The organism is Candidatus Limnocylindrales bacterium (genome assembly GCA_035559535.1).
Taxonomy (GTDB): Bacteria; Moduliflexota; Moduliflexia; order Moduliflexales; family JAUQPW01; genus JAUQPW01.
Window position 1 is genome coordinate 67,205 of record DATMBG010000037.1, and the last position, 13,485, is coordinate 80,689.

Here is a 13,485-nt window from a genome sequence, read left to right on the forward strand (position 1 = left end):
TAGATTTATTACGGGAGGAAAGAGGAAAGGGTGATAAGGTTTTACCTTTCGACAGGCTCCGGGCGAACGGAGTACAGTCATTAATATTTCAAGTAATACCAGGTTCATTTTGAAATTATCCCTGGAGGGTAAGGGCACGTTGCAACGTGCCCTTACGCTTCAGCCAGGTGGATTTCCACCGTTCGGGCCAGTATTTCAGTTGCTTTTCGGATCTGGTCGATCTCTACGTACTCATCGGGTGCATGGGCCTGTTCGATGTTGCCGGGTCCGAAGACGAGACATTTTTGATTTCCGGTTTTAACGGAGATCATCCCCACATCGGTATAGTAGGGAACTCCAATTTCTTTAATCTCGCCGCCCATGGTTTCTCGATAAGCTTTTCGCATATCGGCCAGGATTCTGGCATTGGGATCTATTCTTAAGGATGGCCGGGCGGCTGTCATGGGTTGAACTTCTCCACGAGTACCTGCTACTTCCTGACCGGCTGTTTGGACAATCTCCTGGACCAGGGTCGTGAGCGACTCTGGAGTAAGGGGAGGTGGATAGCGAATATCGATTTCGGCACGGCAGGTCCCGCAGACCACGTTGGTTTTTTGCCCACCTTCTATTCTTCCAATAGAAACATAGGTTCGCCCTACCAGGGGGTCCTCGATCCCGAGTTCGGCAATTTTTTGTTTAATTTTAACCAGAATAAGGGCCATGGCATGGGCCGCATCAGCTCCCTTGTAGGGAGTTCCGGCATGGGCATTCTTTCCGTACGTTTTGATTTCAAACCAGGCCACCCCTTTATGGGCTACAACCATATGGAGATTACTGGGTTCGGTGGCTATAAGGGTCATATCATTATCCACAATTCCGGCATCGGCCAGGTCTATGGCCCCCCGCATGTGGGACTCCTCGTCAATGGTTGCACAAAGGAGGAAATCTCCCTTTAAAGTCTTCCGATTCTGCGCCAGGTATTTGAGGGTGACCAAACTGGCTGCCAGACCGCTTTTCATATCGGCGGCTCCCCGTCCATACATTTTACCGTTTTCTATCACCGCCTCATAGGGAGGTTTTGTCCAACCCTCTCCCAGGGGCACCGTATCCATATGGGCTACAATCGCAAGGGCCGGCCTCTGTCCACTTCCTCGAATACGACCGATAATATTATCCCGATCCGGAAGTACATTCTTCCTTATCACTTCAACTCCGGCTTCTTTCATATAACGCTCTACATAATAGCTGATCTCTTTTTCTCCGACGGTTGGATTTAAGCTGGGAATTTTAATTAAGTCCTGAGTGACCTGGACGGCCTCGTCAAGGTAGGTTTTATCCATGAAAAGTCCAAAGCCCAAAGTCTAAAGCCCAAAGTCCAGGGTTTATTCGGCCTGGAACAGGAGGCTCTAAACTCTGCACTGTTAAATTCGGTTCAGTTTGATTCGAAAGGTAGTTCCTCTTCCGACTTCGGATTCCACTTCAATCTCGCCTTTATGTTCATCGATGATCTTCTTAACCATCGCAAGTCCTAATCCGGTCCCCTGCTCCTTCCCCTGGGTTACAAAGGAATCGAAAAGTCGATCTCGAATCTCCTCCGGGATTCCACATCCGGTATCGGATAATTCAACCACCACATGGGAATCTGTTAAGTAAGATTTAACATTAAAAACGCCTCCTTGTGGCATCGCTTCGATGGCATTTCGAATGATGTTGTAAAATACCCGCTTCATCTTGGATTCATCCACATAGACATGAGACCTGTATTTCAGATCTACTTTCAATTGGATGTTTCTACTTTCAAAATCCGGTCGCATCAAATCCAGGACGTCATTGACAATAGCAGACAGATAATATCTTCGCAGTAAGAGGTTCGTTTCTCCTTTGGCAAAATTGAGAATTTCCCGGGTCATGTTAGTCAGAGATTCGATTTCCCGAAGGATAATTTTACAAAATTTTTTTCGATTTTCCTCGGTAGTTTTATCCAGGCTGATAAGTTCGACAAAGCCGATGATACTGGAAATAGGATTCTTTAGGTCATGGATAATGCCGCTTACCATCTGCCCCACCATGGCCAACCTTTCCTCTTTGGCTTCTTTTTCTCTCAGTCTATGGGTCTCAATGGCCCTGGCTACCTGACTTCCTATAACCTCCAGGAGCTTCAGATCATCTTCGGTAAACACATTATCCTCACCTTTTTTATTAATGAGTTCCAAAGCTCCTAATATCCGATTATTCTCGACCAGTGGCACACAGATAATAGATCGCGTGGGAAATTGAATTTTAGCCGAAATATGACCGGCAAATCGAGGGTCCTCAGCCACATTGTTTACAATCACAGGGGTTTTGGTAGAAGCCACCCATCCGACAATTCCTTCTCCCATCTTAATCTTAAATTTTCGGAGTTCTTCGGCTTTTTCCCCGGTAATACTCTTGAAATAAAGGAGATTGGTTTTCTCTTCCAGCAGGAAAATGGATCCGGCTTCGGCATGCAGGGTCTGGGTAGTTTTGAAAAGGATTTTATCCAAAAGCTTATCTAAATCCCACGAACTACTGATTTCTTTTTCAATCTCGTACAAGATATCTAATTCACGAATTTTCTGCTCCAGTTGTCTTTTTGCCTCAACCAAAGCTCTGTTTTTAGCCCGAATATGCTGGTATAGCTGGGCATTTTCTATGGCTATGGCGGCTTGAGAGCAAAGGGCGTCCAGGAGTTTTTCATCCCGCTCTGTAAAGGCCCCTCCTTTTTTATTTAAAACCTCGATGACGCCTATTCTCTGACCATAGGTATTGACCAGTGGTTTACAGAAAATGGTCTGGGTAAGATACCCTGTCTGCTCGTCGAAGGCACGATTAAACCTGGGATCTTTATAGGCATCGGTAATATTCAAGGTCTCACCGGTTGCCATTACAAAGCCCGCAATCCCTTCCCCTAATTTAAGTCGTATTTCCTTGATCTCAGAATCTTGAGCAATCTTCGACCATAGCTCTTGCTTTTCCTCATCATAGAGAAACAAGGTACTTCGCTGGGCTTCTATCGATTTAGTAATTTTATTCATGATGAGGATGAGGAGTCGATTTAAGTCCACCGTTTCAATCACGGGTTCGGAATCCATAAACTTCCAATTGTCTACCATAGTCCCTCTTATTTTAGAAGGTTTGGTGGTTTTTAGGTAATTATTTCTCAGGTAATTATAGGGTTCTTCCAGAAGGGATCTCAGAATATTTCGATTTTGAAACGACGATCCCCGGATGGATCAGGCAATTTCTGCCTATCTGAATGTGGTCCTCGACTTCAGCACCTTTACCCAAGACGGTAATCCCGGTATGAAAGTAGGAGGGGTAAGATAAATTGGCAACTTGAGGGTCTCCAGTTCCTACAACAGCATGGGCTCCAATCAAAACATCTTTATCGGCAACTACCCGGTCGACAAGGGCGCCGGTACCAATCTGAGTATCATGCATGATAACCGAATCACGAACTACGGCATCCTTTTCTACCACAACTCCCGGGGAAAGAACACTTCTCTCTACTCTACCCCTGATCAGACAACCCGGTGAAATGAGGGAATTGATTACCTCGGCAGAAGGATCACATCTGGCCGGAGAACGGTCACCGATATTTCTATCCTCTAAATTGGTCCGGACAGACCAGTTCCACAGATCGATCTCCGGTTGATCTTTAAGGAGATCCATATGAAGTTTCCAGTACTCATCAATGGTACCACAATACTCCCAGGTTCCGGTAAATGGGTAAGCGTAGAGTCGATACTTCCCTACAAGGTTTGGGATAATATTATAAGCAAAACTATGGGAAGAGTCTTTCTGCTCGGCATCTTCTTGTAATCTCTCTAAAAGAAAGGGGGTATTAAATACATAGATCCCCAGAGAATAGTAATTCCCCTTAGGAACCTGAGGTTTTTCTTCGTAACGTAGAACTTTTCCGTCCTCATCCATAGCTAAGATTCCAAATCGGGATGGATTTAGAACGGGTAGCTTCTTACAAACAATGGTACAGTCGGCCTTTTTACTGATGTGAAAATCTATGACAGGAGAATAATTCATCGTATAAATATGCTCCGCCGATAGAACCAGCACATAGTCTGGATGGTGATCTTCAATAAAATTTATATTTTGGTAAACGGCATCGGCAGTTCCTCTATACCAGTCTGAGTCTACCTCTCCTTTGTAAGGAGGTAAAATCCGGACATAGCGGGTTCTCCCTATAAAATCCCAGGGAGCCCCAATACCTACATGATCCATTAAAGAACTGGGTTTATACTGGGTGAGGATGCCGATAATATTGATCCGAGAGTTCATCAAATTACTCAATACGAAATCAATGATCCGATAAATCCCTCCAAAAGGGATAGCCGCCTTGGCCCGCCTCTGGGATAAGATATTCAACGCCGGTACCATCCCCCCCGCCAGAACCATGGCTATAACTTTTCGTGTCATATATCCTCAGGACTACCTTGGGTTCCGTACCCCCATAACGGGGAGCGCACGTTGCACAAACAGGGTTATTTACTTTATACTATAAGGTGTCTTTCTAAAATTTGTCCCCCTAAAAACTCATTTTTTATTTTCATTTCAAAGGATAGAGTAATACTGTGGAAATTATGCTCCGTTTTCCAAAGGACTGTCAAGATAATTTTCCTCGGCAGGATGTTTAACTGAAAGTATAACCTTTTCGTCCCTATATCTTTGTCAACCTTCAATACCTCCAGGGATAAAAGCCATGAAACAGGCTCTTTGAGCCGGGAAATAGCTTCATTCCCTTCGCTTTACCCGGGACTTCGGCTTACACGGCAAGTAACCGGTTTCCCTATCGAAGTTGTAAAGGAGGTGGGATGAAACGCCGGGTTTTGAACTTTTGGAAAAAAAGCTTCAATCCCACGAAGTTCTCTTGACTTTTATGATAAGACACTCATAGTATAACTTAGGGTGAAATGCTTACTTTAATTAATTGAATTAAAATCCTTTGTAAAATGCCTTCTTATCTGTATCTTATCTATGGTGTTAAAAACCATTTTAGCCCTTCTAGGAATTGCTTTAGGATTATTGATAGGGCTCGCTATCGTTGCCGTAACCATAAAAACGAAACGGGTCATGCGGGGAAGAAGATGATGAAAGATTACTTTTTTCCGTCTACTTAAAGGAGTCGTGATTTTTTTTATGAGTTTGTTTAGAGATGAGTCTATGTCTCATGAAGAGATGGTAGAAATCGAGAGCCGATTAACCAAATTAGAGAGTAGTCTTACGGCTAGCCGGGAAATGTTGGAGAAGTGGAGGGCCCAGGTGAATTTAATCAAAAAGCTACTGGGAGATCTGGAATTGAGTATTCGTGAGAGTCGCAAAGAAAGCTTCATGATGGACTTTGGGAGTCTCAATCGTGATGTGAATTTGAGCGAGTCGTTGGAGAAAGAGGATATAGAAGACGAATCTTAAGCCGCACTAGAATTCAGAGGCCAGGACTCAGACTCGAAATTGGGTTGTTTTCTGACTTCTGATTTCTGACTCTGGAGTATGCTCGCAGAATCCAATGAAGAGGCCTTAGAAGCGAAGGTCCAAATGAAGAAGGAAACGGAATATAAATCCAGGATTGTTCGTAATCATACTCCACTTATAACAGAGTTTTTAGATAGTTATAAGGATATCTTGAAAGACAAAAAGCTCTGCGAAGAAGGGGCCAGGGGTAAACTGGTTGAAATACCCATGCAACCTTTTCTCCTTCAACTCCTTCTCGACTATGAAGATTTTAAAATAGAAAAGAAAAAGTTACTTTTTTGAAGGGGGAATGCTGATATGTTTCAGATGAGACGAGCTCAATTTATGGAAAAAATGGGGAAAGGTGTGGCCATCTTCAAGAGCGCACCTGTTGCTACTCGCAACCAGGACGTAGATCATGAATATCGTCAGGATAGTGACTTTTACTATTTGACCGGGTTTGAAGAACCTGAATCTCTGTGCCTGCTGGCTCCCGAGCATCCAGAACACCAGTTCGTCATGTTTGTGCGACCCCGGGATAAAGAAAAAGAAACCTGGACCGGTAAACGAGCAGGTCCAGAAGGTGCCATAAAGGATTATGGAGCTCAACAAGCCTATACCATCGACAAGCTGGATGAAATGCTTCCTAAATATTTGGATCAGGTAGATAGAATTTACTATCGGATTGGAAAAGATCCGGAACTGGATCGCAAGATCATGGGTTTAGTCTATTCTTACCGTACGAAGTCCCGGGCAGGTATTTCAGGTCCTTATATGTTAATCGACGCAGCCGAGATTCTCCATGAAATGCGCCTGATCAAAAAGGAGGAAGAATTATCTTTGCTGCGCCAGGCCGTGGATATTTCCTGCGAAGGTCACCTGGAGGCTATGAAGGCAGCCCGGGGAGGAATGTACGAGTATGAAATCGAAGCCCTTATAGAGTATACCTTTCGCAAAAGGGGTTCTCCTCGAAACGGCTACCCCAGCATCGTGGGCTCCGGTCCTAATACCACCATCCTTCACTACGATACCAATAATCGACAAATGCAGGAAGGAGAACTGCTGTTGATCGATGCAGGGGCAGAATATGGATACTATACCGGTGATATTACCCGAACCTTCCCGGTTAGTCGAAAATTTTCTCCTGAACAAAAGCAGATCTACCAGATTGTTCTGCAAGCCCAACTGGAAGCCATCGACCGGGTTAAACCAGGGGCAAGTATCATGGATGTGCATAACCGCGCTGTAGAAGTTATTACCGAGGGACTTGTAGCCCTTGGTTTTCTACGGGGGAATGTAAAAGATTTGATCGAAAAGGAAGAGTATCGTAAGTTTTATATGCATAAAACCAGTCACTGGTTGGGGATGGATGTCCATGATGTGGGAAAATACAACCTCAATGGGAAGTGGCGGGTGCTAGAGCCGGGGATGGTTTTAACCGTAGAGCCCGGGATTTATATTCCTGAAGGAACCGAACAGGTGGATCCTAAATACTGGAATATAGGAATTCGAATCGAAGATGATGTTTTAGTCACCCCCCAGGGTCATGAAGTCCTGACGGCTAAAGTACCTAAACAAATAGAGGACATTGAGGCGATAAGAGGTTCCTAATCGTTGTCTTTGTCAATAACCGGATGAAACCTATCCTGGTTCCCCCAGGATCCTGGAAAAGCTACTGGAAAAATATGCGCCAGTAGCTATCCACCAGCCAATGGGTAATGGCAGCAGCCGTAACTTTTCCGGTTCTTATATAGGTAAGCCCATAAAACCATCCGGCCAGGGTGGCCAGAATCACATAGACCCAGTTCGGGGAATCGGGCCGGTGAATGTGAGATAGACCGAAAATGGCCGAGGAGATCATTAAAGCCACGTAGGGTTTTTCCTTCAATCGCTGAGAAATCAGGTTGTGAATCACTCCACGAAAGACCAATTCTTCAGGTAAAGCAATGGAAAATGCAATAAGAACCAGAGAGATAAAGATCTGAGTACCTGATTTCAGGGTCGGGGGTATGGTAATGAAATGGGTAGGTACGGCAATGGGAATGGCAAAAAAAGCGACAAATACGGCAAAGTAAAGACCTGCCCACCGGATATCGTTCCTATGCAACTGAAAAGTATAACCTACCCTCTCTAAAGGGCGTACAACCAGAAAAAGAAAAATCCCCCAGATCAGGCCCAGGACTCTATCCAGAGATTCCCCATGCTCTACCGGAATACTAACCAGCCGGATCCACCCTCCCAGGAGGGGAACCCAGAGGGTCGTAATCACCAACACATCCTGGATGGTTAATCCATCCGTTTTTGGCCTCGCAACCAGGAGGATGAAAGCAGGAATGAAAAGATATAACGCATATATCCCCACATCTTCCCAACGAAATCCGGCAACGGAAAGTGCGTAAAAAGCATACATAATAAGCAGAATCAATGCTATACCGAAAACCTTCGCGCAATTAAACCTGATGTTTTCCTTTAATTTTTCGACTAATTCAGGAATCCCGAGCAGAAGATAGAGGGATATAAGGAATATGAACAGAGTAATGGCCGCAAGCTGACTTTGAAGATCTAATTTAAGAGTTAATACGTATACAGAAAAAATTGTCGTTAAAAAAACGATGAGTGGAAGAATAACCCAGTTCTTACCTTTCATGTCGATTTTCCTTTTCGCGTTAAAAAGACTCTGTCAAACAAGAGTTTTCTCTAAACCTATCTTCCCATTGTTTTTAACATGTTATGGTAGGCTTAAAAAAGCAATATAACCCGATAAAAAAGGAAAAGATTGACTTAAACCTTGCAGAGTAAAGGGGATTTTGGATTCTCATTTTGCGTGGTTTAAGTAATCGAGGCTAACAGCTTATGAAAATTACCCAAATCGCTTCGGCACTTTATCGGATTCCCCCTCTTCGTCCCAGGAAGGATGCTATTCAGGAGTTCAGTGCCATGGAACTCCTTCTGGTAGAGATCTTCACAAATGAAGGATTAACCGGGGTGGGTTACTCCTATACCATTGGACAGGGAGGCAAAGCAGCCAAGGTCCTGTTGGATGAAGATCTCGTTCCTTGCATTCTGGGCGAAGATCCTTCCAATGTGGAGCGTATCTGGCAGAAGATGTGGTGGCGAATTCATGCGGTCGTCGGTGGGATTTCTCCGGTTGCCATGGCTGCAGTGGATATAGCCTTATGGGATCTCAAAGCCAAGATGGCAAAATTACCGCTTTATAAACTCTTGGGAGGTTATCGAGATCAAATATCCGTGTACACCACAGAAGGCGGCTGGCTTAATATGAGTTTGGAGGAGATAAAGGAAGAAGCCATAAAAGCCGTCGAAGAAGGATTTACAGGGGTAAAACTGAAGGTAGGCAAGGAAGATCCCCTTGAGGACGTTAAAAGGGTTGGTGAAGTTCGTAAAGTTATAGGGGATTCTGTGAAGCTTATGGTCGATGTTAACCAAAAATGGACCTCTACGGAAGCCATTACCCGTGGGAAACAACTGGAAGAGTTTAATATTTTTTGGTTGGAGGAACCTCTCCCCCACGATGATGTGAGTGGACACGCCACCTTAAAGGCACATCTGACCGTCCCTATTGCCCTGGGAGAGAGCCTTTACACAAAGCAGGCGTTTAAAGCTTATTTGGAGCAGAAGGCTGTGAGCATTTTACAACCCGATGTGGGTCGGGTCGGGGGGATTACCGAATGGATGAAGATTGCAGCCCTGGCTGAAGCCTGGAACCTTCCGATAGCCCCTCATTTCCTGATGGAAATCCATTTTCACCTTGCCGCTGCAGTCCCCCATGCTTTGTTCGTAGAATACATTCCGCAATTGGATCCCATTTTGGAAGAACCTTTTAAAATTAAAAAGGGAATCTTCGAGCTTCCTCCAACGCCAGGCCATGGGATTCGATTCGATAAAGGCAAATTAAAAGCTTATCAGGTCCTGTGAAATTACTTTAACAAGGGTCAGGGGCCATGTTATTTCGCCCAAACAGAAGGCAAAAATATGTGTGGTCCTCCCTCACCGTGATCATCCTTTTTTTATCTCTGCTGTTTCTTTCCACGGAACTCTATAAGGAACGGGACTTCAGCCAGATTTTCCTGGATCGGAAAGGAAGTCTCGTCGAGATTGAAGAACGGTCCCTGGATCCTAAAAAGTATGAAATTCGGCTTCGTAGCTCAAATGGTCTTACCGTGGAGGGATTTATTAAAATTCCGGATTCTTCGACCCTATCTGCACCGGCGGTTATTGTTTTTAATGGGCTGGAGACCGGAGCCTGGGTGGTGGATCTGATCGGTGGCGTCCAGGAAGTTGAGGAGACGGTGATCATGGCGATGAATTATCCTTACAAGGGAGAGGTTTCCCTGGAAGGAGCTCAACTCCTATTGACACTTCTTCAGTTTCGCCAGGCTATTTTTGATACCGTTGTCGGTGGTTTACTTATGGTGGATTACCTGACCCAACGTAAAGGGGTAGACCCCGAACGGATTACCATGGTCGGGATCAGTTTTGGAAGTCCTTTTGCCGTGGTAGTGAGTGCCCTGGATCCTAGAATTCGGGGAGTGGCCATTCATTATGGCGGAGGGGATCTGGAAAAGCTTCTTTTCCATAATATTCAATCGGGAAATTGGATTTCCAGAAAGTTGCTGAGCTCTCTGGGTGCCCTGATTTTGGCACCCATAGAACCCCTCAAATATATCGACCGCATAGCGCCTCGACCTCTTTTTATGATTAATGGGGAACAGGATGAAAGAATCCCCCAGGAGAGTGCCAGGACCTTGTTCCAAAAAGCCCATTTCCCCAAAGAGATGGTTTGGCTGGAGTCCGATCATGTTTATCCTTCCAAAACAGAGTTGATCCAGGAATTAACCCGCAGAACCGCTCAGTGGATGAAAAAGAACCATCTTCTTAAGGTCTTTCCAAAGTAAAAAAGTAAATAGCGTAGAATCCAAGACTTTGAAAAGTCAAATAGTTACAAATTTTCTAGTTGACAATTCAAGAATTTTCCGGTTAAATAATTTAAATAGTTTTAATCAAGTGCCTGATTATTTACAGGTATAAACAGACAGACCCCTTGAGAACTAACGCCGGAGTTAAAATATACCTACGCTTCATATGCCCTATATAAATATTAAAGACAATAAGATTCGATATATTGTAGTGGAGAATACCCATAAAGTAGGACATGGCGAAAAGATTTTTTTCCTTCATGGGTTGGGAGGAAATATTTATAACTGGGCGTATCAAATTAAATATTTCTCAGAATCTTATCAGGTGATTGCTTTGGAGTTACCCGGTCATGGAAGATCTCCGGGAAAAGGAGCCACCGCCATTTCCGATTATACCAACTTGCTACGAGAATTTTTTGAAGTCATGGACCTGGATGAAGTGATTTTAGTGGGTCATTCCATGGGTGGGGCTATTGCTCTAGATTATGCGATTAAATATCAAGATTCATTAAAAGCCCTTGGACTTGTAGCTACAGGAGCGAAATTTGAGATTTCTACCCAAACCCTCATAAAAATGAAGGACAACATTGAGTCTATTTTTGGAGCTTTGGATAAAGCCAAGGAAAAAATGAAAGATATCGATGAACGGTTGGTGACCAACGATATCAATGTGATGCTGGGAGATGTGGTGGCTGCCAGAAAGTTTAACGTAACCTCCCAGTTATCGACCATTCAAATTCCAACTTTAGTCGTTTGTGGTACCGAAGATCCCTTAATTCAAATCTCAATGGCCGAATATCTCCGGGATCACATTCCGGGTGCTCAACTTGCCCTCATTAAAGGAGCCGGTCATATGGTCATGGTAGAATACCCCCAAGAGTTTAACACCATTTTGGAGCAGTTTGTTATTAACTTAATGGTAAACTCTTTATGGGACTAAAAGTTGAAGGGATAGTAAATTATTTGTAATAAGGAGTAAAAGGGTTTAGCTTCCTTTACTTCTTACTCTGGATAACTTACAGAATTATGGAACCCTCCCTAGATAAGATCCGTAACCTGGGCATTATGGCCCATATCGATGCCGGTAAAACAACCGTCACGGAGCGAATCCTGTACTATACCGGGCGCTCTCATAAAATGGGGGAGGTTGACGAGGGATCTGCCACGATGGATTGGATGCCCCAGGAACAGGAACGGGGCATTACGATTACCGCGGCAGTTACAACCTGTACCTGGAAAGGTTGTCAGATTAATATCATCGATACGCCGGGTCATGTGGATTTCACCATTGAAGTCGAACGGGCTTTAAGAGTTCTGGATGGAGCCATAGCCGTTTTCTGTGGGGTAGAGGGTGTAGAGCCTCAATCTGAAAAGGTGTGGCGGCAGGCGGATCGTTACCATCTTCCCCGGATAGCTTTTGTCAATAAAATGGATCGGGTTGGGGCCGATTTCTTTCGGGCCATCCAGAGCATGGAAGAAAAACTGAAAGCCCGGGTTGTTCCTATTCAACTCCCCTGGGGAGGAGAAGGTGATTTCCGGGGGGTTATTGACCTTATTGAAATGAAGGGCCTTCTCTGGCAGGATGAATTGGGGACGCAAATTGCAGAGGTTGAAATTCCGGTGGATAAGATCCAGGAGGCGAAAAAATACCGAGACAGGCTCATAGAGACCCTGGCCGAGACGGATGATGTTCTGCTCGATAAGTATCTCAATGAAGTACCTTTGACGGCCGAAGAAATAAAAGCCTCCTTACGGAAAGAGACGTTACAGGGCCGGCTCTTTCCCGTACTTTGCGGTTCAGCTTTAAAAAATAAAGGCATACAACCTCTGCTCGATGCCGTCATCGACTATCTCCCTTCTCCCATAGAAGTTCCTATAACCCGAGGAATAAATCCCCTCACCCAGCAGGAAGAAATTCGTAAGCCGGATTCTACAGAACCTCTGTCGGCTCTTGTATTTAAAGTCATGACCCATCTGGAAGGTCCCACCATCTTTTATACCCGGATTTATTCCGGTACGTTGTCAGTGGGAGATACCGTCTATAATCCACGTTCGTGTAAGAGGGAAAAAGTTCTGAGGGTCCTTCAACTCCATGCCAACAAAATCAACCAAATCGATAAGGCTTATCCGGGGGCCATCATCGGGATTATCGGCTTGAAGTTCACCACGACCGGGGATACCCTCTGTGACGAAGCCCATCCCATTCTCCTGCAATCCATTGAGTTTCCAGAACCGGTCATCTCCGTTGCTATTGAGCCGAGAACCCAGGCCGATCAGGAAAACCTGGACGAAGCTCTTCGAAAATTGGCCAACGAGGATCCCACTTTTCAAGTTAAGAAAAATGAGGAGACCGGCCAGACGATTATTTCCGGAATGGGGGAGCTCCATCTGGAAATTCTCGTGGATCGACTCCTGCGGGAACATAAGGTCAAAGCTCGGGTTGGAAAGCCCCAGGTGGCCTTTAAAGAGACGATTCGGAAGAAAGTAGAAGTGGAAGGGAAGTTCATCAAACAAACCGGGGGAAGGGACCATTATGGGCATGTGTGGTTGCGGGTAGAACCCAATGAAAGGGGAAAGGGTTTTAAGTTCGAAACCGATCTAAAAGAAGGAACCTTACCGCCGATATATATTGCTGCAGTGGAAGCAGGGATTCGGGATACATTGGGAAGCGGGGTATTGGCCGGATACCCCATAGTGGATGTCAAAGTCACCCTCTTCGGAGGTTCTTACCATGAAGAACATTCTTCGGAACTGGCTTTTAAGATCGCGGCTGCAACGGCCTTCAATGATGCCTGTCGAAAAGCAGATCCGGTGCTTCTAGAACCGATTATGCGGGTCGAGGTTAACACCCCCAAGGCCTATACCGGTGAGGTCATAGAAGATCTAAATACCCGTAAAGGAAAAATTCAAGGATTGGAAACCCGAGAAACTACGGAAATTATTAAGGCTCTGGTCCCTTTGTCGCAAATGTTCGGCTATACCACCAGTCTCAGATCTCTGACTCAAGGCCGGGCAACCTTCTCTATGGAACTGTCTCACTATGACGAAGTCTAAGCAAGAGCAAGGAAAAGGAAAAAGGGAA

General features: G+C 44.9%; 11 protein-coding genes. 7 read left to right on the plus strand and 4 right to left on the minus strand.

What is annotated here, in order from left to right:
- Nucleotides 1-152 precede the first annotated feature (152 nt).
- The 3 genes from VNM22_12855 to VNM22_12865 form a co-directional block, all read right to left on the minus strand.
- Nucleotides 153-1,319 carry a M20 family metallopeptidase gene (locus VNM22_12855; GenBank protein ID HWP48047.1) on the minus strand — a complete coding sequence of 389 codons (1,167 nt, stop codon included), beginning with the start codon at nt 1,317-1,319 and terminating at the stop codon, nt 153-155.
- A gap of 81 nt (nt 1,320-1,400) precedes the next feature.
- Complete coding sequence (locus tag VNM22_12860) at nt 1,401-3,092, minus strand: GAF domain-containing protein (GenBank protein HWP48048.1); 1,692 nt, start codon at nt 3,090-3,092, stop codon at nt 1,401-1,403.
- 76 nt (nt 3,093-3,168) lie between these two features.
- Nucleotides 3,169-4,434 carry a glucose-1-phosphate adenylyltransferase family protein gene (locus tag VNM22_12865; GenBank protein HWP48049.1) on the minus strand — a complete coding sequence of 422 codons (1,266 nt, stop codon included), beginning with the start codon at nt 4,432-4,434 and terminating at the stop codon, nt 3,169-3,171.
- Between the two features lie 720 nt (nt 4,435-5,154).
- Here VNM22_12865 and VNM22_12870 point away from each other — a divergent pair.
- The 3 genes from VNM22_12870 (at nt 5,155) to VNM22_12880 (ending at nt 7,077) form a co-directional block, all read left to right on the plus strand.
- Nucleotides 5,155-5,427, plus strand: coding sequence for a hypothetical protein (locus tag VNM22_12870; GenBank protein ID HWP48050.1), 273 nt, complete (start codon nt 5,155-5,157; stop codon nt 5,425-5,427).
- A gap of 78 nt (nt 5,428-5,505) precedes the next feature.
- Nucleotides 5,506-5,769 carry a hypothetical protein gene (locus VNM22_12875; protein HWP48051.1) on the plus strand — a complete coding sequence of 88 codons (264 nt, stop codon included), beginning with the start codon at nt 5,506-5,508 and terminating at the stop codon, nt 5,767-5,769.
- Nucleotides 5,770-5,784: 15 nt separating this feature from the next.
- Nucleotides 5,785-7,077, plus strand: coding sequence for an aminopeptidase P N-terminal domain-containing protein (locus tag VNM22_12880; protein HWP48052.1), 1,293 nt, complete (start codon nt 5,785-5,787; stop codon nt 7,075-7,077).
- 61 nt (nt 7,078-7,138) lie between these two features.
- Here the strand turns inward: VNM22_12880 and VNM22_12885 are convergent, their stop codons facing one another.
- The gene (locus tag VNM22_12885) at nt 7,139-8,113 is read right to left on the minus strand and encodes a CPBP family intramembrane glutamic endopeptidase (protein ID HWP48053.1); all 975 of its coding nucleotides are present in this window, start codon (nt 8,111-8,113) and stop codon (nt 7,139-7,141) included.
- Nucleotides 8,114-8,319: 206 nt separating this feature from the next.
- Between VNM22_12885 and VNM22_12890 the strand changes: the two genes are divergently transcribed.
- The 4 genes from VNM22_12890 (at nt 8,320) to fusA (ending at nt 13,457) form a co-directional block, all read left to right on the plus strand.
- A complete protein-coding gene (locus VNM22_12890; GenBank protein ID HWP48054.1) occupies nt 8,320-9,402 on the plus strand; it encodes a mandelate racemase/muconate lactonizing enzyme family protein in 1,083 nt (360 codons plus the stop codon).
- A 26-nt stretch (nt 9,403-9,428) separates the two neighbouring features.
- On the plus strand, nt 9,429-10,382 hold the full coding sequence (locus tag VNM22_12895) for a dienelactone hydrolase family protein (protein HWP48055.1): 954 nt from the start codon (nt 9,429-9,431) through the stop codon (nt 10,380-10,382).
- Between the two features lie 187 nt (nt 10,383-10,569).
- On the plus strand, nt 10,570-11,343 hold the full coding sequence (locus VNM22_12900; protein HWP48056.1) for an alpha/beta hydrolase: 774 nt from the start codon (nt 10,570-10,572) through the stop codon (nt 11,341-11,343).
- A gap of 86 nt (nt 11,344-11,429) precedes the next feature.
- Nucleotides 11,430-13,457, plus strand: coding sequence for an elongation factor G (fusA, locus tag VNM22_12905; GenBank protein HWP48057.1), 2,028 nt, complete (start codon nt 11,430-11,432; stop codon nt 13,455-13,457).
- Nucleotides 13,458-13,485: the final 28 nt, after the last annotated feature.